At 75.0% G+C, this 23,191-nt stretch carries 21 protein-coding genes; 12 read left to right on the plus strand and 9 right to left on the minus strand.

All coding sequences use genetic code 11. The features are described 5' to 3' along the window. Nucleotides 1-676 (minus strand): SDR family oxidoreductase (locus K7787_RS26545; RefSeq protein ID WP_223003201.1); only part of this gene is annotated, 676 nt, incomplete at its 3' end. A gap of 252 nt (nt 677-928) precedes the next feature. On the opposite strand from K7787_RS26545, the gene K7787_RS26550 reads away from it, so the two are divergent. The 5 genes from K7787_RS26550 (at nt 929) to K7787_RS26570 (ending at nt 6,777) form a co-directional block, all read left to right on the plus strand. Beyond that, nucleotides 929-1,966, plus strand: a complete 1,038-nt coding sequence (locus tag K7787_RS26550; protein ID WP_223003202.1) for a PHP domain-containing protein — start codon at nt 929-931, stop codon at nt 1,964-1,966. 155 nt (nt 1,967-2,121) lie between these two features. Further along, nucleotides 2,122-2,778: an HAD family hydrolase gene (locus tag K7787_RS26555; RefSeq protein WP_223003203.1), complete on the plus strand. Its 657-nt coding sequence runs from the start codon at nt 2,122-2,124 to the stop codon at nt 2,776-2,778. A gap of 203 nt (nt 2,779-2,981) precedes the next feature. Beyond that, the gene (locus tag K7787_RS26560) at nt 2,982-4,349 is read left to right on the plus strand and encodes an FUSC family protein (RefSeq protein WP_223003204.1); all 1,368 of its coding nucleotides are present in this window, start codon (nt 2,982-2,984) and stop codon (nt 4,347-4,349) included. Between the two features lie 345 nt (nt 4,350-4,694). Continuing rightward, a complete protein-coding gene (locus tag K7787_RS26565) occupies nt 4,695-5,666 on the plus strand; it encodes an SDR family NAD(P)-dependent oxidoreductase (RefSeq protein WP_223003205.1) in 972 nt (323 codons plus the stop codon). Nucleotides 5,667-5,748: 82 nt separating this feature from the next. Then, complete coding sequence (locus tag K7787_RS26570) at nt 5,749-6,777, plus strand: SDR family oxidoreductase (protein WP_223003206.1); 1,029 nt, start codon at nt 5,749-5,751, stop codon at nt 6,775-6,777. A gap of 153 nt (nt 6,778-6,930) precedes the next feature. On the opposite strand, the gene K7787_RS26575 is transcribed toward K7787_RS26570, so the two are convergent. The 3 genes from K7787_RS26575 to K7787_RS26585 all read right to left on the minus strand — a co-directional run bounded on the left by K7787_RS26575 (nt 6,931) and on the right by K7787_RS26585 (nt 9,706). Continuing rightward, nucleotides 6,931-7,146 (minus strand): hypothetical protein, encoded by a 216-nt coding sequence (locus K7787_RS26575; protein WP_164388205.1) that lies wholly within the window; start codon nt 7,144-7,146, stop codon nt 6,931-6,933. 182 nt (nt 7,147-7,328) lie between these two features. Then, entirely contained in the window at nt 7,329-7,865 is a 537-nt protein-coding gene (locus tag K7787_RS26580; RefSeq protein ID WP_308036480.1) for a DUF6624 domain-containing protein, read from the minus strand. Nucleotides 7,866-8,419: 554 nt separating this feature from the next. Beyond that, nucleotides 8,420-9,706, minus strand: coding sequence for an ROK family transcriptional regulator (locus K7787_RS26585; RefSeq protein WP_223003208.1), 1,287 nt, complete (start codon nt 9,704-9,706; stop codon nt 8,420-8,422). Between the two features lie 264 nt (nt 9,707-9,970). Here K7787_RS26585 and K7787_RS26590 point away from each other — a divergent pair, with 264 nt between their 5' ends. The 3 genes from K7787_RS26590 to K7787_RS26600 all read left to right on the plus strand — a co-directional run bounded on the left by K7787_RS26590 (nt 9,971) and on the right by K7787_RS26600 (nt 13,278). Continuing rightward, nucleotides 9,971-10,465 carry an FBP domain-containing protein gene (locus tag K7787_RS26590; RefSeq protein WP_223003209.1) on the plus strand — a complete coding sequence of 165 codons (495 nt, stop codon included), beginning with the start codon at nt 9,971-9,973 and terminating at the stop codon, nt 10,463-10,465. 145 nt (nt 10,466-10,610) lie between these two features. Next, the gene (locus tag K7787_RS26595) at nt 10,611-11,852 is read left to right on the plus strand and encodes an FUSC family protein (RefSeq protein ID WP_223003210.1); all 1,242 of its coding nucleotides are present in this window, start codon (nt 10,611-10,613) and stop codon (nt 11,850-11,852) included. Between the two features lie 220 nt (nt 11,853-12,072). Continuing rightward, nucleotides 12,073-13,278, plus strand: coding sequence for a lactonase family protein (locus tag K7787_RS26600; RefSeq protein WP_223003211.1), 1,206 nt, complete (start codon nt 12,073-12,075; stop codon nt 13,276-13,278). Here the strand turns inward: K7787_RS26600 and K7787_RS26605 are convergent. Continuing rightward, nucleotides 13,246-13,971 (minus strand): DUF2470 domain-containing protein, encoded by a 726-nt coding sequence (locus tag K7787_RS26605; RefSeq protein ID WP_223003212.1) that lies wholly within the window; start codon nt 13,969-13,971, stop codon nt 13,246-13,248. The two genes, K7787_RS26600 and K7787_RS26605, sit on opposite strands and share 33 nt — an antisense overlap. Before the next feature lie 237 nt (nt 13,972-14,208). Further along, nucleotides 14,209-14,820, minus strand: a complete 612-nt coding sequence (locus K7787_RS26610; protein ID WP_164390799.1) for a TetR/AcrR family transcriptional regulator — start codon at nt 14,818-14,820, stop codon at nt 14,209-14,211. 145 nt (nt 14,821-14,965) lie between these two features. Between K7787_RS26610 and K7787_RS26615 the strand changes: the two genes are divergently transcribed. Continuing rightward, the gene (locus K7787_RS26615; RefSeq protein WP_223003213.1) at nt 14,966-16,513 is read left to right on the plus strand and encodes a cytochrome P450; all 1,548 of its coding nucleotides are present in this window, start codon (nt 14,966-14,968) and stop codon (nt 16,511-16,513) included. Here the strand turns inward: K7787_RS26615 and K7787_RS26620 are convergent. The 3 genes from K7787_RS26620 to K7787_RS26630 all read right to left on the minus strand — a co-directional run bounded on the left by K7787_RS26620 (nt 16,475) and on the right by K7787_RS26630 (nt 19,727). Further along, a complete protein-coding gene (locus tag K7787_RS26620; protein WP_223003214.1) occupies nt 16,475-17,314 on the minus strand; it encodes a pentapeptide repeat-containing protein in 840 nt (279 codons plus the stop codon). The genes K7787_RS26615 and K7787_RS26620 overlap by 39 nt on opposite strands. Before the next feature lie 44 nt (nt 17,315-17,358). Then, nucleotides 17,359-18,267 (minus strand): RNA polymerase sigma factor SigJ, encoded by a 909-nt coding sequence (gene sigJ / locus K7787_RS26625; protein ID WP_223003215.1) that lies wholly within the window; start codon nt 18,265-18,267, stop codon nt 17,359-17,361. A gap of 158 nt (nt 18,268-18,425) precedes the next feature. Beyond that, nucleotides 18,426-19,727, minus strand: coding sequence for an alpha/beta fold hydrolase (locus K7787_RS26630; protein WP_223003216.1), 1,302 nt, complete (start codon nt 19,725-19,727; stop codon nt 18,426-18,428). Nucleotides 19,728-20,261: 534 nt separating this feature from the next. On the opposite strand from K7787_RS26630, the gene K7787_RS26635 reads away from it, so the two are divergent. From K7787_RS26635 to K7787_RS26645, 3 genes are read left to right on the plus strand one after another with little or no spacing between them, the layout of a single operon-like run. After that, nucleotides 20,262-21,017: a (Fe-S)-binding protein gene (locus tag K7787_RS26635; RefSeq protein ID WP_223003217.1), complete on the plus strand. Its 756-nt coding sequence runs from the start codon at nt 20,262-20,264 to the stop codon at nt 21,015-21,017. Then, the gene (locus K7787_RS26640) at nt 21,014-22,525 is read left to right on the plus strand and encodes a LutB/LldF family L-lactate oxidation iron-sulfur protein (RefSeq protein WP_372456692.1); all 1,512 of its coding nucleotides are present in this window, start codon (nt 21,014-21,016) and stop codon (nt 22,523-22,525) included. The genes K7787_RS26635 and K7787_RS26640 overlap by 4 nt, the downstream gene beginning before the upstream one ends. Next, entirely contained in the window at nt 22,522-23,169 is a 648-nt protein-coding gene (locus K7787_RS26645; protein ID WP_223003218.1) for a LutC/YkgG family protein, read from the plus strand. Before K7787_RS26640 ends, K7787_RS26645 begins: the two co-directional genes overlap by 4 nt. Nucleotides 23,170-23,191 lie beyond the last annotated feature (22 nt).

Raw genomic sequence — 23,191 nt, forward strand, 5'->3', positions numbered from 1 at the left:
CGACCTCGCGGGCGTCGCCGGGCCGGCCCAGCGGCACTCCGGGACGGTGCTCGGTGTGCACGTCGGTGTCCTCCTGGCCGGTCATGGGCGTGGCGATCTCGCCGGGCGCGACCGCGTTGACGGTGATGCCGTGCTCGGCCAGTTCCAGCGCCATCACCTGGGTGAGCAGGCCGAGGCCGCCCTTGGCCGCGCAGTAGGGCGCCGCGCCCACCCTCGGCTGGTGCTCGTGCACCGAGGTGACGTTGACGATCCGGCCGCCGTCGCCCTGCGCGATCATCCGCCGGGCCGCCTTCTGCCCCAGCAGGAACGGCCCGGCCAGGTCCACGTCGAGCACCCGGCGCAGATCGTCCAGGCCGAGGTCGAGGTAGGGCGTGGCGGTGCCGGTGCCCGAGCAGTTGACCAGGACGTCGACCCTGCCGCCGAGCGCGTCGGCCAGTTCGTCCAGGGCGTCGGCCGCGCCGGGCAGCCGGGTGAGGTCCATCCGGGTGACCGCCGCCCGGCGCCCTTTGGAACGGACCTCCTCGGCGGTCTCCTCGGCGCCCTTCTCGTCGCTGTGCCAGGTGATGCCGATGTCCAGCCCCGCCTCGGCCAGGCGGACGGCGGTGGCGCGGCCGATGCCGGAGTCGGCGCCGGTGATCACGGCCACCGGGGCGGCGGCCGGCGTGGGGTCGGACATGGCGGGAACCTCCTGCGGTGCTCTGCGGCCGTGCGCCGCGGCGGGTGTTCTGCGGCTGTGCGCCACGACGCGTGCTTCACGAGGGCGCGCTGCGGCGGGGCTCTGCGACGGGTGCTCTACGACGAGTGCTCTACGACAGGGACGAGCCACCGCAGTACCCGGGGCCGCACCGGGCAAACCGGCGCCCCGCCGCACCGCCTTCCGTGGGTGCGGGTCCGGGGGCGCCGGGGAACCCTGGGGGTGGAGGTGGCGATGGACCCCGTCGAGGCACTGGACCGGATCGCGTTCCTGCTGGAGCGGTCCCGGGAGCCGACGTACCGTGTGCGCGCCTTCCGTACGGCGGCCGGGGTGCTGTCCGGGCTGCCCGTCGACGAGGTCGCCGAGCGCGCCTCGGCCGGGACGCTGGAGTCGCTCAAGGGCGTCGGCCCCAAGACCGCGCAGGTGGTGCGGGAGGCGCTGGCCGGTGAGGTGCCGGGGTATCTGCGGAAGCTGGAGCAGGAGGCGGGGCAGCCGCTCGTCCAGGGGGGCGAGGCCCTGCGGGCGCTGCTGCGCGGCGACTGCCATCTGCACTCCGACTGGTCCGACGGCGGCAGCCCGATCGCGGAGATGGGCCGGGCCGCGGCGGCGCTCGGGCACGAGTGGGCGGTGCTGACCGACCACTCGCCGCGGCTGACCGTGGCCCGCGGGCTCTCCCCCGAACGGCTGCGCGAGCAGCTGGACGTGGTGGCGGAGCTGAACGAGACGTGGGCGCCGTTCCGGCTGCTGACCGGCATCGAGTGCGACATCCTCGACGACGGCTCCCTCGACCAGGAGCCCGAGCTGCTGGAGCGGCTCGACGTCGTCGTGGTGTCGGTCCACTCCAAGCTGCGGATGGACGCCCGGTCGATGACGCGGCGCATGGTGGCCGCCGTCCGCGATCCGCACTCCGACGTGCTCGGGCACTGCACCGGGCGGCTGGTGACGGGGCGGGGGCGGCCGGAGTCGCAGTTCGACGCGGACGAGGTGTTCGCCGCGTGCGCCGAGAGCGGGACGGCGCTGGAGATCAACAGCCGGCCCGAGCGGCTGGACCCGCCCCGGCCGCTGCTGCGCCGCGCGGTGGAGGCGGGCGTGCTGTTCGCCGTCGACACCGACGCCCACGCGCCGGGCCAGCTGGACTGGCAGGCGTACGGCTGCGCGCGGGCCGAGGAGTGCGGGGTGCCGGCCGAACGGGTGGTGACGACCTGGACGGCGGACGAGCTGCTGGACTGGACCCGGGAGCGGCGGACGCCGGTCCGGGCGGCGCAAGGGTGACCCGGGCGGCGTGGGGACCGCCCGCGCGGCGCGGGGGTGAGCGGCTCCCGCTGCTGGGCGCGGTTCCGGGGAGAGGTCGCTGACCTGGGGCGGAGTGGCGGGCGGGCGGTGCGGGTACCCGGGCGGCACCGACAAGCAGTGGGAGGACTCCCGTAATGGACCGTGCCGCCGTGTTCGACGTCGACGGAACGCTCGTCGACACCAACCACCTCCACGTCGTCACCTGGTGGGAGGCCTTCCGGCAGGCGGGCCACCAGGTGCCCATGCACGCCGTCCACCGGTCCGTGGGACTCGGCTCCACCGATCTGATCGCGCACCTGCTCGGCGACGACCGCGACAAGGAGCAGGACGCGGAACTGAGCGCCGCCCACACCGCGCTGTACGCGCAGTACTTCGAGCGGCTGCCCGCGTTCGAGGACGCCGGCCGGCTGCTGCGGCGGCTGCACGAGAACGAGTGGGCCGTGGTGCTGGCGACCTCGGCGAGCGGTCCCGAGCTGAGCGCGCTGCGCCGCGCGATCGACGCGGACGACGCCATCACCGCCACGGCCAGCTCCGACGACGTGGCCGAGGGCAAGCCCGCGCCCGAGCCCGTCGAGCACGCCCTGGAACTGGCCGGGGTGGACCCCGGGCGGGCGGTGTTCGTCGGCGACACGGTCTGGGACATGCGGGCCGGCAGCCGGGCCGGAGTGCGCTGTGTGGGCGTGCTGTGCGGCGGCATCCCGCGCGCCGACCTGGAGGAGGCGGGCGCCTCGGCGGTGTACCGGGACCCGGCCGACCTGCTGGCGTCGCTCGCGGACGGAGCGCTGGCCTGAGGAGAAGGCCGGAGGAGAGGACCTGCGGAGAGGCCCTGAGGAAAGGGCCCTGGGGAGCGGCCCCAGGGACAGGGCCTGGGGACCGGTGAACCTGAGGACTTGAGGCCCGGTCGCCTTCCTGCCTGCGAAACCTGTGCCCGGCGAACGAAAAATGTGACGATGATCCCGCTTGGGACCCCCGCGTCCTCGGATACCCGGTTCCGATGACGCGCGTACCGGAGAGCCCAGGACCCCCGTCGCCCGAGGACTCGCGAGAGGCGTCCCGCGGCCGGCCGGGCGACCGGTGGCAGGCCTTCGTCCGGCCGCTCGGCGTCCGGCCGGTGCACGCCGTCCGCACCGAGGCCGCCCGGATCGGGCGGTCCGTCCGGGCGATCGGGCGCGGCCCCGGCCGGGAGCGGGACCTGCTGGTGCAGTCGCTGAAGGCGGCCGGCGCGGCCCTGCTGGCCTGGGTCGTGGCGAAGAACCTGATGGGCGACCCGATGGCCCTGATGGCGCCGTGGGTGGCGCTGGTCCTGGTACAGGCCACGGTGTACAGCTCGCTGCGGCGGGCGGCGCAGCAGTGCACGGCGATCTGCGCCGGGACGCTCCTCGCCTCGGGCGCGGAGGCGGTCACCGGCGACACCCTGGGCGCGCTCGCGATCTGCCTGCCGCTGCTGATGCTGCTGGCGAACTGGTCGCGCTTCGGCGACCAGGGGATCTACGGCGCCACCACGGCGGTGTTCACCCTGGCGGCGGGCAGCGTCTCGGCCGCCTCGGTCGGGCACCGGCTCGGCCAGACGCTGCTCGGCGCGGTGATCGGCGTGGCCGTGAACGCCCTGGTCCTGCCGCCGATCCATCTGCGGGACGTACGGGAGAACCTGGCGGCGGTGGCGCGGGAGACCGGTGACGTGCTGTGCGCGGTCGCCGGGGAGCTGCGCGACGGGGACTGGGACGCCCGCACCGCCGCCGACTGGTCCCGCCGCTCGGCCCGCCTCGAGCACCGGCTGGAGACGCTGCACTCGGCGCGCCGGTGGAGCCGGGAGAGCCTCCGGCTGATGAACGGCCCGCTGCGCGCCCTGCGCCGGGTCCCCTCGGACATCCCCCCGGACGCGGAGGACGAGCGCTGGAGCCGGATCACCGGGCATGTCCGGGCGCTCACCCGGACGCTGGCGATCGCGGCCGACGAGGACCGGGCGCCGATGCCGCCGGACCCGGAGGTGCTGGCCACGTACGCACGGCTGCTGGAGCTGATCGGGCAGTCCTGCCGTGCGGAGGGCGACCGGCTGCTCGGCGGGCCGGCGGACGGGCGGGCCGGGGACGGGAACGCCGAGGACGGAGACGCCAGGGCGGGAGACTCCGGGGACGGGTGCGGCGAGGACGGCGAGCGCACGCGCCGGGAGCTGCACCACCGGCTGCAGGAGGTGCTGCGGGAGCACGCGGGCCGGGAGGCGGCCCGGACCACGGTGCTCGGGTCACTGCTGCTGCAGGCGGAGAGCCTGTGGGCGGAGGCCGTGCCGGCCGCCGTGCGGGAGCCGGAGCCGCAGGGTGCGGTGGCGTCGCGGACCGCGTCGCGGGCGCCGGAGGCGGAGTGACACGGATCACCACGTCATCCGGCCGATGCCGGAACACCGAGGGGTGGTTCTCCGTTGAACAGATCGTGGGTGCGGATGGGACAGTGTCCCCGGGCCTCACCTATTGCCCACAGGGACGATCGTTCGGCTGAAGCCCTGTGGAGCGTCTCGCCGAGAGGCGACCGCCATGCGTACCCACACCCCGACCGCCCCGGCCGTGATTCCCCCGTCACGGCCGGGGCTTTCCACTGTCCGCGTGTCGGTCGCACAGAGGCCTGCGCCGTCCGCGTGTCGGTCGCGGGTCCGTGTGCGCGCCGTCGGCCGGGGCTTGACTTCGAGAGCACTCCAATTCGTAGCGTTCCGGTCATGAGCATTTCGGCACAGCACAAGATCGGTTCTGGTTTCGGCGCGACGAGCACCGCCGACGACGTCCTGCGCGGCATCGACCTCACCGGCAAGCTCGCCCTGGTCACGGGCGGCTACTCGGGTCTGGGGCTGGAGACGACCCGCGCGCTGACTAAGGCCGGCGCCCGGGTGGTCGTACCGGCGCGGCGGCCGGACACCGCGCGGGAGGCGCTGGACGGTGTGGACGGCGTGGAGGTGGACGAGCTGGACCTCGGCGACCTGGACAGCGTCCGCGCGTTCGCCGAGCGGTTCCTCGCCTCCGGCCGCACCCTCGACATCGTCATCGACAACGCCGGGATCATGGCGTGCCCCGAGACCCGGGTCGGGCCCGGCTGGGAGGCGCAGTTCGCGACCAACCACCTCGGCCACTTCGCCCTGGTCAACCGGCTGTGGCCGGCCATCGAGCCGGGCGGCGCCCGGGTGGTCTCGGTCTCCTCGCGCGGCCACCAGCTCTCCGGCGTCCGCTGGGACGACGTCCACTGGCGGCAGGGCTACGACAAGTGGCAGGCCTACGGGCAGGCCAAGACCGCCAACGTCCTGTTCGCCGTCCACCTCGACGCGCTGGCGCGGGACCGCGGCGTCCGCGCCTTCGCGCTGCACCCCGGCGGCATCCTCACCCCGCTCCAGCGCCATCTGGCGCGGGACGAGATGGTCGAGCGCGGCTGGATCGACGAGAACGGCACCGTGCTGCACCCCGAGCAGTTCAAGACTCCGCAGCAGGGCGCCGCCACCCAGGTGTGGGCGGCCACCTCCCCGCGGCTGGACGGCCTCGGCGGCCTCTATCTGGAGGACTGCGACGTGGCCGAGCCGGCCGGCGAGACCGGGCCGGGGCAGATGACCGACGGCGTGAAGCCGTGGGCCGTCGATCCCGCCGAGGCGGCCCGCCTGTGGGACCTGTCGGCGGAGCTGACCGGGGTGAACGCGTTCGCGTAGCGCCCGGAGGGCGTGCCGGGTTGAGGCGCGGGGACCGGGTACTCGGGTGCGCGTCTCAGTCACCGGCCGAGAGGAGCCCCAGGTGAGCAGCGCTTCGGGCAGCAGGGTCGTCGTCACGGGCGCCACCGGCAACGTCGGTACCAGCGTCGTCCGTCTGCTCTCCGAGGACCCGGAGGTCGCCTCCGTCCGGGGGCTGGCCCGCCGGATCCCGGACTGGTCGCCGCCGAAGACGGAGTGGGCGGCCGTGGACGTGTCCTCCGAGCTGGCCCCTCTCGCCGCCGAGTTCGAGGGCGCGGACGCGGTGATCCACCTCGCCTGGGCGTTCCAGCCGACGCACGACCCGGCGACGACCTGGCGCACCAACGTCCTCGGCTCCATCCGGGTGTACGAGGCGGCGGCCGCCGCCCGGGTGCCGGTGCTGGTGCACGCCTCCTCGGTCGGCGCCTACTCCCCCGGCCCCAAGGACCGGCCGGTCGACGAGTCGTGGCCGACGCACGGGTGGCCCGACGCGGCGTACACCCGGGAGAAGGCGTATCTGGAGCGGACCCTGGACACCTTCGAGCGGGACCACCCGGACATCAGGGTGGTGCGGATGCGCCCGGCCTTCCTGTTCAAGGCGGAGTCGGCGAGCGAGCAGCGGCGCATCTTCGGCGGCCGGTTCCTGCCCGGGCCGCTGGCCCGGCCGGAGCTGCTGCCGTTCCTGCCGGACATCCCCGGGCTGCGGGTCCAGGCCCTGCACACGGACGACGGCGCCCGCGCCTACCAGCTCGCGCTGCACCGCGAGGTGCGCGGGGCGTTCAACCTGGCGGCCGATCCGCCGCTGGACGCGAAGGTGCTGAGCGAGCTGCTGGGGACCCGGCCGGTACGGCTGCCGCGCGTCGCGGCGCGTTCGGCGATCGCCGCCGCCTGGGGGCTGCATCTGCTGCCGGCCTCCCCGCACCTGTTCGACGCGGTGCTCCGCCTCCCCCTGCTGGACTGCACCCGGGCCCACACGGAACTGGGCTGGCAGCCCCGGCGTACGGCGATCGAGGTCATCCAGGAGTTCCTGGAGGGACTGCAGCGCGGCGAGGGCGCGGACACCGCGCCCATGCGGGGCCGCAAGGTCGGCTGAACCCGCCGTGACGCGCCTCGGGCGGCGGCCCCGCGAGAGGGTCGCCTTCCGGGGCGCGTCACGGCGGCCGAGCGTCGCAGGGCGTACGTCAGCCGGACCGGCTGCTCCGTGTGCGTCGGCCGGACCGGCTCTCCCCTGCCTCTTCCCCGTACGTCAGCCGGACGGCTCTTCCGGTACGGGCTGCTCCTCGGACTGGGTCGCGCCCGAGGAGGGCGCGCCGCTGTCGCGGCCCGTGCCGGCCTCGTCGGTGTCGGGCACGTCCTCGTCGGCGCCGGGCTCGGTGCGCGCGGCCCGGGACGCCCTGGCCATCGCCGTGCGGTCGGCGGCCTCCCAGGGGTCGTCGCCGCCCTGGGCCTGCTGGTCGGGCATGTCACGCGGGACGGGCGCGCCGTTCTCGCCGGGTGCCTCGCGGCGGTGGTCGTCGGTCACGGGGAACTCCCTTCGCGTCGTGGGACCCCTGTGCGCGTCGTGGGGCGACGCGCGGGTACCTCCGCGACGACCTGCGAAACCTGCCGCCCGGCGGGCTCGGCGCCCGCCCGCCGGGGGCCTCGTCAACCGGGCAGCCGCAGCGCCCGCAACTGCTCCTCCAGCGGGCCGAGGCCGACGTCGTGGCGGCGCTCGTCGAGGGTGCGGGGATGGCGGACCGGGTAGGGGCGCAGGGTGGCGGGGTCCATCCGCGTCCCGTAGAACTGCAGCTCGCCCTGGTCGACGGCGCAGTGGTCGGCGATGTAGGCGAAGTGGACGGCGGGACAGCGGCCGTCGGCCGCGGCCTGCGCGATCAGATCGCGGCAGCGCAGCCGGAAGTCCGGCTCGGGGGCGTGCAGCAGGATCATCAGTGCCGCCGTGGCCGCCGCCGGGCCCACCAGGGAGGCGTCCGGCCAGCCGTGCCGGCGCACGATCGTCTCCAGCGCCTCCGCGTTGTCCCGGTGGCACCGGGCGATCCGCCGTCGTCGCTCCGGGGTGGGCGCGGCGGCGGCCTCCCGCATCAGTTCGCGGTCCTCGCCGGCCCGGCGCATCAGCTCCTCGGCCAGCGCCGCGGCGAGCGCGGGCGACACGGCGTCCGCCGGGTGCGCGTCGGCCGGACTCACGGGCGCCGGGTGCGCGGAGGCCGCCCCCGCCGACGCCGGTTCCGCCCGCTGCGGGGACGGGGCCGTGGCCTCAGGGTTCCGTACGGGGTCGGTCACGGCGTCGCCCCCCGTAACCCGCGCCCCGCACCACCACGGACGACTACGGTGCTGGGCTGGCGTCTTGAGGGTCTGTCGGTCACGCCGGTCATTGCGGGGCCTCGCCTTCGAGTGTCGTGCGGCGGGGCCCCGCAACAGTCCTGACGGCGCGTCACATCACGTGCGTGCACGCGCCGTTGATCGCCGTACGGCGCTCGCCCCCGGCAAATCCCCCGATCACTATGATGTGCGACACGCTCGGCTCGCAACCGACGTTCGACAATCCATGTGACCAGGGCCGGATCGGCGCCCGGACCGCGGCCGAACCGGGCCCGGGCCGCCGGCCGGCCCGCCGCGCGGGACCACCCGCACGACACCTCCCGCCGTGCGGGTGGTCCCGCACCCCCGGCACGGCAGTCACGCGGGTGCGGACCGAGGGCTCCGGTCCGCCGCCGGCCCGGGCGCGCCGCGCCCGGCGCTCATGCCCGGCGTTCCTCCAGCGCGGTCTGCCAGGCCGGCAGCCGGTCCTGGAGCACGGGCTCGGCGCGCCGTCCGCCGCGGGTGAAGAAGTCGGCCAGCGGCAGGATCGCCGCGCCGACGGTGACCGCGTCCGGACCGAGCCGGCCGAGGTCCACGGTCACGTTCTCCGCGGGGTGGCGCAGCGCGTACGCGGTGGCGTGGCGGCGTACGGCGGGCAGGAAGCGGGAGCCGAGCTGGAGACCGGCCCAGCCGCCGATGAGGATGCGCTCGGGCTGGAAGAGGTTGATCAGGTCGGACAGACCGGCGCCGAGGTACTCGGCGGTCTCCTCCAGGACGGCCAGCGCGACCGGGTCGGCCTCCGTGCCCTCGGGCGGGTAGGCGGCGGCCAGCATGGCGGTCAGCGCCGTCTCCTCGTCGGTGTCGCGCGGCGGGCGACCGCCCTCCTCGCGCCAGCGGGCCAGCAGCGACTCCGCCCCGGCGTACGCCTCCAGGCAGCCCAGCGCGCCGCACCGGCAGCGCCGGCCCCGCACCCGCACCGTGAGGTGTCCCCACTCGACGGCCCGGCCGCGCTCCACCTCGGGGGTGACCAGGCAGGCGCCGACGCCCGAGCCGAACAGGACGACGACCGCGTTGCCCGCGCCGCGCCCGCCGCCGAACCACATCTCTGCCTGGCCGAGCGTCTTGGCGCCGTTGTCGATGAAGTAGGGGACGCTCTCGGGCAGCCGGGAGTCGGTGCGCAGCAGCGCCTCCAGCGGCACGGCGTTCCAGCCGATGGTCTGCCCGTGCACGACGGCGCCCCGGTCGGTGGTGCGCTCGACGATGCCGGGGACGCCGATGCCGACGCCGAGCAGCCGCTCGGGCGCCAGGTGGGCGGCGGCCAGGACCTCGGCGATGCCGTCCCGGATGTGCCCGGTGATCACGTCCACGTCGTAGCGCTGCGGCGTCAGCGGCCGCTCGGCGCGGGCGAGTTCGGTCAGGGCGAGGTCGAACAGCTCGATGCGGACCCGGGTCTCGCCGACGTCCACGCCGATCATGTGGCCGCTGGTGGGGGCCACCCGCAGCAGGGTGCGCGGCCGGCCGCCGTCGGAGTCGACGCTGCCGGCCTCCTCGACCAGCCCGTCGGCGACCAGGTCCGCGACGACGTTGCTGATCGATCCGGAGCTGAGCCCGGTCGCCGGGCCGAGTTCGAAGCGGCTGAGGGGTCCGTCGAAGTACAGCCGCTGGAGTACGGCCGTGCGGTTGGCCCGCCTGAGATCGCGCACCGTGCGCCCGTTCCGCCCCGCCATGTGGCTCCCTTGTCCGAACCCTGCCCGACCTGCAACATACCGCCGCGAGCCACCCCGACGCGACTTATTCGACCCCTTAGTCCACGCAATAAATTAAGACGTGTCCGACTCCTGGGCCCCGTTCCGGCCCAGGATATGGAACCGCGCCGCGCCCGAGGTGACCGGTACAGCCCGAAATTCACTGGCCGCTGCGTCCGCGACCTGCCTACCCTAGCCGCGTAACTAAAAGCATTAGGCAGTTCGCCGTGTTCCCAGGAGCCCCCGATGAGACCGCTCACCGAGCAGGACATCCGCACCTCGTTCGTCAACTGCTCGAAGGGCGAGGCCAAGCGCCTGGCCGTCCCCCGCGACCTCGACGAACGCCCCTGGGACGACCTGGACTTCCTCGGCTGGCGCGATCCGGGCGCGCCCGACCGCAGCCATCTGGTCACCGAGCGCGAGGGCCGGCTCGTGGGCGTGGCGCTGCGCTTCCCGTCCGCGCAGCGCGGGTTCCTGCACCGCAGCATGTGCTCGCTGTGCCTGACCACGCACCCCGGCGGCGGGGTCTCCCTGATGACCGCCCGCAAGGCCGGGACGGCGGGCCGCGAGGGCAACTCGGTCGGCCTTTACATGTGCACCGATCTGGCCTGCTCCCTGTACGTGCGGGGCAGGAAGGTCCCCGAGACCGGGATCCGCTTCGAGGAGAGCCTGACCCTGACCGAGCAGATCGACCGGATGCGGGGCAACCTGGCGGCCTTCCTGGACAAGCTGTACGCCTGAGGGCGGCGACCCGTACGGCCGGAGCCCGGTCCGGCCGTGGGCCGTCCGGGCGGGCCGGCCGTGGGCCGTCCGGGCGGGGCCCCGGACGGTCGCACTCGGCGCCGGTCACGTTCGATGCGGATGCGAACGGGGAACAGCGCAAGGGATGCAAGTTGTACGTGAGTGGATGTCGTCCCTTGCGGGGCTGGTGCGGCGGCACCGCGATCCGGTGGTCGTCCAGGCCTTCCGGTCGACGGTGGCGGCGACGGTCGCGTATGTGTTCGCGAAGTGGCTGAGCCCCGAACCGGCGCCGCTGACCGCCCCCCTGACCGCCCTGCTGGTCGTGCAGGTCACCCTGTTCGCGACCCTGACCACCAGTATCCGCCGGGTCAACGCGGTAGTGGCCGGCGTCATCGTGGCCATCGCCTTCTCGCTGCTGGTGGGGCTCACCTGGTGGAGCCTCGCCCTGGTGATCCTGGCGGGGCTGGCGGTCGGGCACCTGGTGCGGGTGGACGAGTTCGTCGCCGAGGTGGCGATCAGCGCCATGCTCGTGCTGGGCGTCACCACGGTCGGCAGCACGGCCTGGGCGCGGATCGTGGAGACGCTGATCGGCGCGGTGGTCGGCATGGCCTGCAATCTCCTGCTCGCTCCCCCGTTGTGGACCGAGCAGGCGGGCGAGTCGATCGAGGGCCTGGCGCGCCGGATGCGTCAGTTGATGCTGCACATGGGCGACCAGGTGACCGGCGGCACCCCGGTCGAGCAGGCCGCCGAGCGGCTGCACGAGGCGCGCCGGCTGGACCACGACATCGCCGACGTGGACGCGGCGCTGCGGCAGGCCGAGGACAGCCTCCGGCTGAACCCGAGGGTGCGGGAGGGGCTGCTGCACCGGGTGGTGCTGCGCACCGGCCTGGACACCCTGGAGATCTGCACGGTGGTCCTGCGGGTGCTGGCGCGCAGCCTCACCGATCTGGCCAAGGAGCGCGAGCCCGAGCCGCTGTTCTCGCCGCAGACGGGGCCCGTGGTGCAGCAGTTGCTGTGCGAGATCTCCGACGCGGTGGTCAGCTACGCGGTGCTGGTGACCACCGACGTGAGCGTGAGCGCGGAGTCGGCCGAGTCCCGGCTCGCCGCCGAGCTGCGGCAGGCCGCGGCCACCCGCGACAAGCTGGCGCAGCTGATGCTGGAGGAGATCCAGCACGACGCGAGCCAGTGGCAGCTCCAGGGCGCGGTGCTGACCGAGGTGAACCGCATCATCGACGAGATGGACACCGAGCACCGCTCCCAGCGGCTGCTGGAGGAACTGGACCGGCACACGCGGGCGCAGCGCGAGCGCAGGTCGCGGCTGACCCGGATCGCCGACCGGCTCGGCGCGCCGGTCAAGCGGCGGCGCCACCGGGACGACGAGCGGTAGCCCGGGGCGCGGCGCGGTGACGGACGGCTCCAGCGGCGCGCGCGTGTCGTGATGCCGCGGCCGGTGGGCGACGGCTCCCGGCGGCGGATCGCGGTGCGGTGGACGGCGCCCCCGTCGCGTTGCGGCTTGCGCAACGGCGGTTGCCGGTCTTGCCGTCGTGGGGCGGTCCGGGCCAAGGTGTGGGGCGGACCGGGACAGTCGACGACCTTGAGGTGCGGGCATGGACGGTGGGACGGGAGTGCCGCGCGGCTGGAGCAGGCGCCGGTTCGTGGGGGCGGTGACGGGGATCGCCGCGATCACGGGCGTCCCGGCGCCGGCGGCCCCGCGGGAGACGCCCGGAGCGCCGCCGCTCCCGGAACCGAGCGCGGCCGGCCGGGAGCCGGCGCCGCGCGGGTCCGGACCGCGCCCCCTGTATCTGGGCACCTACACCTCGGTGGCGGGCGGGGGCGCGGGGATCGGCCTGGCGGCGTACGACCCGGCCTCCGGGGCGGTGACCGGGCGCGGCGCGGTGACCGGTGTGGCCGACCCGTCGTATCTCGCGGTGCACCCCGACGGGCGCACGCTGTACGCGGTGGACGAGCGCCAGGACGGTGCGGTGACCGCCGTGCGGCTCGCCGACCGGACCGTGCTGGGGTCCCGGAGCACCGGCGGGGCGGGGCCGTGCCATCTGTCCGTGCATCCCGGCGGGCGCTGGCTGCTGACCGCGAACTACACGTCCGGCAGCGTCGCCGTGCATCCGGTCCAGGCGTCCGGCGCGCTCGGCGAGCGCACCGATCTGGTGACGCACTCCAGCCCGCCGCCCGGCCCCGGGCAGCAGGGCCCGCACGCCCACCAGATCGTCACTGCTCCGGACGGCGGCCATGTCCTGGCCGTCGATCTCGGCACCGACACGGTCTACACCTACCGCCTGGACACCGGTACGGGCCGGCTGACCGAGGTCTCCCGGGCGCGGGCGCGGCCCGGCGCGGGACCGCGCCATCTCGCCTTCCACCCCGGCGGCCGGTACGCCTATCTCGCGAACGAGGTCGACGACACCGTCACGGTGTGCGCCTACGACCCGGCGAGCGGCCGGCTGACCATCGGCGAACCGCAGGCCACCGGGCCGGGCGAGGGCACGAACTATCCGGCGCAGTTCCTGGTCACCGCCGACGGCCGGTTCGCCTATCTGGCCAACCGGGGCCACAACACCCTCGCGCGCTACGCCGTGGAGGCCGCCGGGGCGCGGCTCAGGTTCCTGGACGCGGTGCCGGTGGCCGGGGACTTCCCGCGCCAGATCGCCTTCTCCCCGGACGGCGCGCTGCTGTTCGCGGCGAACCAGAAGTCGGGCACGGTCAGCGTGTTCCGCGTGGACCGCGCCGACGGCGCGCTGCGGCTGGCCGGCGAGCCGTACGCCTCACCCGTCGCCGTCTGCGCGCTGCCGCTGTAGGGCCCGGCCGCAGGAGGCGCCGGCCGCCTGGGCGAGCAGGACGTGCATGCGCTCGGTGAGCTGGGAGACGTCGTCGGCCGGGGCGTGGAAGGCCAGCCGTACGTCGCCGTCGGTGCGGGCGCGTTCGATGCGCAAGGTCAGCGCGTGCCGGTCCACGGCGAGCGGCCGGACGCGGACCGCGCCGTGCAGGCTGTCGGGGCCGACCAGCCGGGTGAGCCGTTCGACCGCGTCGGGGTGGGAGTCGGCGAGGTGGGTGAGCAGCCGCGCCTCGGCGGTGGCCAGCGGGTCGGGTTCGGCGGCGGCGAAGTCGCCGGGGGCGATCACGACCGCGCCGGGCGGCTGGCGCAGCACCACGCGCACGGGCTGGAACAGAAGGCTGTCGCCGGCCCGGGTGAACCGGCCGGCCAGCCGCAGCCGGGCGCGGATGCGGTTGCGCACGGGGACCGGGGCCACGTCGGCGAACTCCAGCAGGGCGGGGAGTTCGCCGCGGGGGGCGAGCAGCGCGGTGGCGGCCAGGGCGCTGTCCTCGGGGGCGCGCAGGAGCACCCGGCCGTCGCCCGTCACGGAGTGCGCGCCGGTGAACTCCTCCGGGGAGCCCTCGGTGGTCACCGTGCAGGACCATGCGACGGCGAGCACCGACCTGGCCCGCTGCGCGGCGCCGGGCACCGCGGCCCACGTGTGGCTGTCACCCATCCGGAACCTCCTCATTAGGTAAGCCTTGCCTAACCTATAGGAGTCCCGCGCGTACGCCAACCACGCGGGGGTGGCGAGCGGAAGCAGGGCGGGGGCAGGGCGGGAGCACACGACGGCCGACCGGCCGCCGTGCACGGGTGCGGGGGCGCGGGTACGCGCGTGCGAGTGCGCGGGGGCAGGGGCGCGGGTGCGCGGTCCCCTCCGCGCCACGGCCGCCGCCCGCGCGCGGGGCGCGGTTCAGTCCGTCAGCACGCCCAGCAGCGCCCGGGTGCACAGGTCCCGCACCTCGGCGCGGCTCAACTGCGCGTCGCGCAGCCACTCCAGGCAGACCGCGGTGGTGAAGGCCAGCCAGCCGCGAACGGCCAGCTTCAGGTCGGGGCGGCGCTCGGCGAGCGGGCCGAACTCGGGGTCCCCGGCGAGCGCGGCCAGGATCTGGCGCTCCTGCGCGGCCAGCGCCCGCTGGTAGACGCGGCGCACGGCCTGGTCGCCGGCCGCGTCGGCGCGGTGGAAGGCGCGGTAGCCGTGCGCGTGCGCCTGGACGTGCTCCAGATACGCGTCGAGCCCGGCCGCCAGTTGGTCGCGCACCGGAACGCCGGGCACCGCCGCGGTCATCCGCAGCATCCGCTCGCTCTCGCGTTCGACGACGGCGGCGAAGAAGTCCCGTTTGGTCGGGAAGTAGTGGTAGAGGAGCCCCCGGGAGACGCCGGCGATCTCGGCGACCTGCTCGATCCACACCTCGTCGTACGGGCTCTCCGAGAAGAGCCGCGCCCCGACCGAGAGCAACTGCTCCCTGCGCTCCTCGGTGCTGAGCCGACGGCGTGTGCGCTGCTCCCCCTGCTTCGCGGCCATGTCCGCACTTTACTTGACGCCGGTTCAACAACCGGACCAGACTGAAGCACGCTATTGAACCCACGTACAACACGTGGCCGGACGACGGAGTCACCGCGCACGCGGAGCCGACCGCCGGCCCGACGCAGACCGGGGAGAGCGCGGCATGGCACAGACGACGACCGGAACGGGAACCGGAGCCGGAGCCGGACTGCCGAGGGGGTTCCGCAGCGCCGAGCAGGGCTGGCCCGAGCTGCACCGCATCCCGCACCCGCCGCGCCGCCTCCCCCTCCTCGGCGACGTGCTCGGCGCCGACCGGCGCAGCCCGCTGCAGGACTCGATGCGCTACGCCCGCGCGCTCGGCCCGGTCTACCGCCGCCGGGTGTTCGGCAAGGAGTTCGTGTTCGTCTGGGGCGCCCGGCACGCCGCCGATCTCGCCGACGAGTCACGCTTCGCCAAGCACGTCGGCTTGGGCGTCGCCAACCTCCGGCCGGTCGCCGGGGACGGGCTGTTCACCGCGTACAACCACGAGCCCAACTGGCAGCTGGCGCACGATGTGCTGGCCCCGGGCTTCAGCCGCGAGGCGATGGCGGGCTACCACGTGATGATGCTGGACGTCGCCGCCCGCCTCACCGGCCACTGGGACCGCGAACTGGCCGCCGGGCGCACCGTGGACGTGCCCGGCGACATGACCAAGCTGACCCTGGAGACGATCGCGCGGACCGGCTTCGGCCACGACTTCGGCTCGTTCGAACGCTCCCGCCCGCACCCGTTCGTCACGGCGATGGTCGGCACGCTCACCTACGCGCAGCGCCTCAACACCGTCCCGGCCCCGCTGGCGCCGTATCTGCTGCGCGCCGCGAGCCGCCGCAACGCCGCCGACATCGACCACCTCAACCGCACCGTGGACGAACTGGTGCGCGCCCGGCGGGCGGGCGGCGGGGGCGGCCAGGGCGATCTGCTCGACCGGATGCTGGAGACCACCCACCCGGAGACCGGCGAGCGGCTGTCGCCGCAGAACGTGCGCCGGCAGGTCATCACCTTCCTGGTCGCCGGGCACGAGACCACCTCCGGCGCGCTCTCCTTCGCGCTGCACTACCTCGCCCAGCACCCGCGGATCGCCGAGCGCGCCCGCGCCGAGGTGGACCGGGTCTGGGGCGACACCGCCTCCCCCGGCTACGAGCAGGTGGCCAAACTGCGGTACGTGCGCCGGGTGCTGGACGAGTCGCTGCGGCTGTGGCCGACCGCGCCCGCCTTCGCCCGCGAGGCCCGCCACGACACCGTGCTGGCCAGCGAGCACCCGATGCGGCGGGGCGCGTGGGCGCTGGTGCTCACCCCGATGCTGCACCGCGACCCGGAGGCGTGGGGCGCGGACGCGGAGCGCTTCGACCCGGACCGCTTCGACGCGCAGGCGGTACGGGCCCGGCCGCCGCACGTCTTCAAGCCGTTCGGCACCGGCGCCCGCGCCTGCATCGGCCGCCAGTTCGCGCTGCACGAGGCGACGCTCGTCCTCGGCCTGCTGCTGCGCCGCTACGACCTCCACCCCGACCCCGGCTACCGGCTGAAGATCACCGAGCGGCTGACCCTGATGCCCGAGGGCCTCAGGCTGCGCCTGGAGCGGCGCACCGCGCCCGTCGTACGGGACTCCGTGCCGGCGGGCGGCGACGGCGAGGCCTCAGCCCCGCGCTGTCCAGTGCACCGGGCGGGCGACTGACCGGGGCAGCCGGGTGCCGGCACTGCCCCGGGCCGCGTTCAGCTGCGGCTGGGTCAGGAAGAACGCCCCGGTCAGATCGGCGTCGGTCAGGTTCGCGTCCCTGAGGTCGGCGCCGATGAGGTCGGCGCCGCGCAGGTCCGCGCCGGTGAGGTCGGCGGCGATCAGCCAGGCGCCGCGCAGACTCGCCCCGCGCAGGTCGGCGCCCTTCAGGCGGGCGCCGACCAGGTCCGCGCCCCGGCGGTCCTTCTTCTTGCCGCGCGCCCCCGCCCGGGCCAGCTCGCTGGTGCGCAGCAGCAGCACGTTGACCTCCTGCCGGTGCGCGCCCACGTCCAGCGCGGCCAGTTCCCCGGGCGGCAGCAGGGTGAGCCGCTCGGTCTCCTCCAGCGCGACGCCGAGGTCGGCGTGGACCGGCCGGGCGGCGGGCAGGGCCAGCGCCTCGGTCAGGTACCAGAGCAGTTCGTGCAACTGGCGTACGACGGGGAAGACCTCGAACATCTCGCGGGCCTGCCCGGCGGGCGCAGAGCGCCAGTCCCGGCCGCCGAAGGTGATCTGGGAGACCTTCTGACCGGCGCCGAAGCAGTCGTAGACCGTGCAGCCGGTGTAGCCCTCGGCGCGCAGTCTGGTGTGGATGTCGCAGCGGTGGTCCGCCCGGAGGTTCGGGCAGGGCTTCCCGGCGGGCTTGTCGCGGGCGAAGTCCGCGGAGGCGGCGAAGGGCAGGGCGACGCAGCACAGTCCGAAGCAGGCGGCGCAGTCGCCGCGCAGTTCGGTCCCGGCGCCCCGGTCGGTCGTCTGTTCCGGCATGGCAGCCACCTTACTGACCTGCGGGGAAGCCCCGGACGGCCCGGTCATCCCGCCTCACCGGCGGCCAGGTCCACGTGCCTCAGCCGGTCCGGGTCGGACAGGATGTAGAGGTGGGTGATCCGGCCATCGGCGACGGTCACGCCCATGACCGAGGCCGGGCCGCCCTGCGGCGCGTTGGCCAGCCCGATCGCGCCGTTGACCAGGACCAGGCGCGCCGTCCCGGCGAACCGGGAGAAGGCGAGCGCCTGCGCGGCCACCGTCCGCGCGCCGTGCACCGCCTTGGAGGCGGCGGCTCCCCGGGCGAGGGCGCCGGCGTCCACCCGGAGCACCACGTCGGGGTGGAGGACGGCGAGCAGGGCCTCGAAGTCGCCGCCGCGCGAGGCGGCGAGGAAGGCCTCCATCACCTGCCGCTGCCGGCCGAGGTCGGTCTCGGCGGGCGGGGTGGCGTCCCGCACCCGGCGCCGGGCACGGCTGGCGAGCTGCCGGGTCGAGGCGGAGGTGCGCTCCAGGATCGGCGCGATCTCGTCGAACGGCACGGCGAACAGGTCGTGCAGCACGAACGCCAGCCGCTCGTCGGGCCCCAGCGTCTCCAGGACCACCAGCAGGGCGAGGCCCACCGAGTCGCCCCGCAGCGCCTCCTCCTCCGGGTCGGTGCGGTCGAGCGGCCGGACGACGGGGTCCGGTACGAAGGTCTCGTCCATCGGCTGCTCGCGCCGCGCCCGGCGGCCGCGCAGCAGGTCGAGGCAGACCCGGCCGGTCACGGTGGTCAGCCAGCCGCCCAGGTTCTCGACGGCGGCGGCGTCCGTGCGGGTGAGCTTGAGCCAGGCCTCCTGGACGGCGTCCTCCGCCTCGGCCTGCGAGCCGAGCATGCGGTAGGCCATCGCCCGCAGCCGGCCGCGGTGCTCCTCGAAGCGCCGTGCCATGACGTCCTGGTCCCCGCCCGTGCCGGTCATCCGCTCCCCGTCCCCCGCACCCGTGCCCCCGCCTGCCGGATCATCCTAGGCGCAGGGGGCCGGCCGGCGAGCGGGGAATTCAGGCGGGCGCATCACGGTCCGGCCTCGTCGCGGGCGGTCAGGCCTCGTCGCGGGCAGTCCGGCCTCGACCCGGGCGGTCAGGCCTCGTCGCGGGCGAGGGCGAGGAGGCGGTCCAGGACGCGGGGGCCGCCGGCCCGCACCCCGTCGTGCTCGAACTCGTCGGTGACCCAGGTGCGCAGACCGCGGATCGCGCGGGCGGTAGCCAGCGAGTGGGCGGTGTCGACGTACATGTCGTCGTGGTAGACGGCGGCGGCGACCGGGACCTCGTTGGCGGCGAGCCGGGCGGGGTCGTACAGGGGCCGCCAGTCGGTGCGGGCGGCGAGGAGTTCGGCCGTCTCGCGCAGCGGGCGCAGCGCGGGGTCGCAGTCGAACATCCAGGGGTGCACGGACTCGCCGGTGAACAGCAGCGGCGTCCCGTCCGCGACGGCCGTGGCCGCGTCGAACTGCGCGAACTCGGCGCGCACGCGTTCGGCGGACCACGCGGTGGGGCGCTCGTCCTGGCCGTAGATCGCCTCGTGCACCAGGGCGTACAGCGGGTGTCCGGCGTACGAGAGCAGGCTCTGGACCTGTTCCTGGAAGGCGTCGGACAGTTCCCGGCCCGCCGGGGTGCGGACGAAGGCGTCCTCCAGGAGGAGGTGGAGGCGGTGGCTGCCGTCGCCGGCGCCGAGCATGAGGCCGAGGGACTGGAAGGCCTCCACGGTCAGCCGGTATCCGTTCGGGAGCGTCACCTCGTGGCCGAGGAGGTGTTCGGCGATGCGGCGGGCGCGTTCGACGTCCATGGGGTAGCGGGCGTAGTGGGCGGCGACCTTGCGCTCGATGCGCGGGTAGGCGGCCCGGTAGACGTCGTCGGCGTGCGCGTCGAGGCCGGGCAGGCCGCCGGTGATCAGTGCGGCGGCCAGGCCCTCGGGGTGGGTGGAGAGGTAGGCGGTGGCGCAGAAGCCGCCGAAGCTCTGGCCGAGGACGGTCCAGGGGGCGCCGCCGGTCACCTGCGGGCGGATCGCCTCGCAGTCGCGGACGATCGAGTCGGCGCGGAAGCGGGCGAGGTAGTCGGCCTGTTCGGCGGGGCCGCCGCGCAGCGGGAGCGTCTGCCGGTTCGCGGGGGTGGAGCGGCCGGTGCCGCGCTGGTCGAGGAGGAGCACCCGGTAGTCCTCCAGGGCCCGGCCGAGCCAGGCCTGCCTGCCGACGAAACGGTTGGCGCCGAAGCCGGGGCCGCCCTGGAGGTAGAGCAGCCACGGCAGGTCCTGGCCGGCCCGGTCGCTCGCGACGGCCTCGCGGGCGTACAGGTCGATCGTCTCCCCGGCCGGGTCGTCGTGGTCGAGCGGCACGGTGAAGAAGCGGTCGGTGAGGACGACGCCGGGCTGGCGGTAGCTGAGGGACAAGGGGGCTCCCGGACGGAGGGTTGCGCGGCCGCGTCCCAGTTCAGCACATGCGCCACGGCCCTCCGGGCGCGGGGTGGGGCGGCCGGTGCGCCGCCCCGCGTTCCCGGTTCGCACGGGCGGGGTGTGCGGCCGGTGGGGGCGGGCGCGGCGGGTTCGTGGATGCGCGGGGCGCAGGGTCGCGCCTGCGACGGGCGCGCGGAGTGGGCGGGGCGCGCCGGGCGGCCAGGGCGGGGCGCACCGGTGCGGAGGGTGGGGGGCGCGCGAGTCGCGCGGGGCGCGCGGGTGACGTGTCCGGTGGGGCGCGCGGTGCGGGGGCGCGCGCGTGCGCGGGGGGTCGTGCGCCGTGGCGTCAGCGGGCCGGGAGGGTGCGGCCGGCACACGGTTGGCGGGCGGACTCGCTGCGGACACAGCCGAGCCGGTCGATCGCGCCCCGGGGCGGGGCGGGCCGCCGCCCCGCCGGGGGCCGGCGTCTGCCGCGGCCCGCCCCGCCTGACTACGCTGCACTCGTCCGATGATCGACAGCGAGGAGCCGCGATGCGTGTCGCCCTGTTCCTGACCTGTGTCAACGACACGCTCTATCCGGACACCGGGCGCGCCGTGGTGAGACTGCTGACCCGGCTGGGCGTCGAGGTGGACTTCCCGGTGGACCAGACGTGCTGCGGGCAGGCCCACTACAACACCGGCTACCGGCACGAGGCCGAACCGCTGGCCCGCCGCTTCAGCGAGGTGTTCGCGGGCTACGAGGCGATCGTGACGCCCTCCGGGTCGTGCGGGGCGATGGTGCGGGAGCTGTATCCGCGCCTGGGCGAGCGGGCGCGGGCCGAGGGGCGCGGGGACACCCTGGAGCGGGTGCTCGCGCCGGTGGTCCCGAGGACGTACGAGCTGACGGAGTTCCTGGTCGACGTGCTGGAGGTGACGGACGTGGGGGCGTACTACCCGCACACGGTGACCTACCACCCGACCTGCCACGGTCTGCGCAGCCTCCGCCTCGGGGACCGGCCCCGGCGGCTGCTCCGGGCGGTCAGGGGCCTGGACCTGGTCGAACTGCCCGGCGCGGAGGAGTGCTGCGGGTTCGGCGGCACCTTCGCGGTGAAGAACCCGGACGTGTCGGCGGCGATGGGCGCGGACAAGGTGCGCAATGCCGAGTCGACCGGCGCCGAGGTGCTGTGCGCGGGGGACAACTCCTGTCTGATGCACATCGGCGGGACCATGAGCCGGCTGCGCACCCGTATGCGGCCGGTGCACATCGCGGAGATCCTGGCGAGCACGGAGGAGGACCCGGCGGCATGAGCACGACCCATCTGGGGATGCCCGGACTTCCGCCGCCCGCGCATCCGGCGTTCCCGCCCTTCCCCGAGGCCGCGCACGACGCCGTACGCGACGAGCGGCTGCGCGGCAACCTGCGCCACGCGACCACCACGATCCGCGCGAAGCGCGCCCACGCGGTCGCGGAACTGGAGGACTGGCAGCGTCTGCGGGAAGCCGGCAAGCGGATCAAGGACCACACCCTGCGGCATCTGGACCGCTACCTCGTGCAGTTGGAGGAAGCGGTGACCGCGGCCGGCGGCACCGTGCACTGGGCCCTCGACGCCGCCGAGGCCAACCGCATCGTCACCGACCTCGTCAAAGCCACCGGCGAACACGAGGTCGTCAAGGTCAAGTCGATGGCCACCCAGGAGATCGGGCTGAACGAAGCCCTGGAGGCCGAGGGCATCCGCGCCTACGAGACCGATCTCGCCGAACTCATCGTGCAACTGGGCAAGGACCGCCCCTCCCACATCCTCGTCCCCGCCATCCACCGCAACCGCGGCGAGATCCGCGACATCTTCCGCACCCAGATGGCCGCATGGGGCCGCCCCGCCCCCGACGACCTCTCCGACACACCCGCCGAACTCGCCGAAGCCGCCCGCCTCCACCTCCGCGAGAAATTCCTGCGCGCCAAGGTCGGCGTCTCCGGCGCCAACTTCATGGTCGCCGAGACCGGCACCCTCGTCGTCGTCGAGTCCGAGGGCAACGGACGCATGTGCCTCACCCTCCCCGACACCCTCATCTCCGTCGTCGGCATCGAGAAGATCCTCCCCACCTGGCGCGACCTGGAAGTCTTCCTCCAGACCCTCCCCCGCTCCTCCACCGCCGAACGCATGAACCCCTACACCTCGATGTGGACCGGCACCACCGACGGCGACGGACCACGCGACTTCCACCTCGTCCTCCTCGACAACGGCCGCACCGACACCCTCGCCGACGACGTCGGCCGCCAGGCCCTGCGCTGCATCCGCTGCTCCGCCTGCCTCAACGTCTGCCCCGTCTACGAACGCGCCGGCGGCCACGCCTACGGCTCCGTCTACCCCGGCCCCATCGGCGCCATCCTCAGCCCCCAACTCCGCGGCACCCACAGCGACATCGACGCCTCCCTCCCCTACGCCTCCTCGCTGTGCGGCGCCTGCTACGACGTCTGCCCCGTCGCCATCGACATCCCTGAAGTCCTCGTCCACCTGCGCGAACGCGTCGTGCAGGGCGGCGAGGTGACGCGCGAGGGCAACAAGGTGGTGCTCAAACCCGCGAAGGGGCACGGCGGGGAGCGGGCGGCGATGCGGGCGGCCCGCTGGGCGTTTTCTCACCCGGCGGTGCTGCGCGGCGGCCAGCGGCTGGCCTCGCGCACCCGCCGGCTCCATCCGCGCACCCTGCCCGGACCGGGCCGGGCGTGGACGGGGACGCGGGATCTGCCCGAGGCGCCCGCCGAACCGTTCCGGGACTGGTGGCAGCGCACGCACGGCGGCGAGGAGGACGACAAGTGAGCGGCAGGGACCGGATCCTGGGCCGGGTGCGGCGCGCGCTGGCCGGCGCGCCCGAGGACGACACGCCGTATGAGCAGGCGGTTCCCCGGGATTATGACCGGCGGCACGGGGAGCGGAGCACGGCGGAGACGGTGGATCTGCTGGCCGAGAACCTGGTGGACTACCGGGCCGTGGTGCACCGCTGCGACCTTGCGGGGCTGCCCGCGCTGATCGCCCATCTGCTCGGCGAGCGCGACTCCACGGGCGTCCTGGTGCCGCCGGGTCTGGACGCGTCGTGGCTGTCGGCGACGGCGGTGGCGCAGGTCGCCGACCGGGCCGACGCCACGCCGCACGAGCTGGACCGGGTGGACAGCGTGGTCACCGGCTGCGCGGTCGCGATCGCCGAGACCGGCACGATCGTCCTGGACGGCTCCGCCGACCAGGGCCGCCGCCGGATCACGCTGGTGCCCGATCACCACATCTGCGTCGTCCGGGTGCCGGACCAGGTGGTGTCCTCGGTGCCCGAGGCCCTGGAGCGGCTGGTTCCGGCGCGCCCGCTGACCTGGATCTCCGGCCCGTCCGCGACCAGCGACATCGAACTGGACCGGGTCGAGGGGGTGCACGGGCCGCGCACCCTGGAGGTGGTGCTGGTGAGCGGAGCGTGACGGGCGCGGCTAGCGTGAAGGG

The organism is Streptomyces sennicomposti (genome assembly GCF_019890635.1).
GTDB classification, from domain to species: domain Bacteria; phylum Actinomycetota; class Actinomycetes; order Streptomycetales; family Streptomycetaceae; genus Streptomyces; species Streptomyces sennicomposti.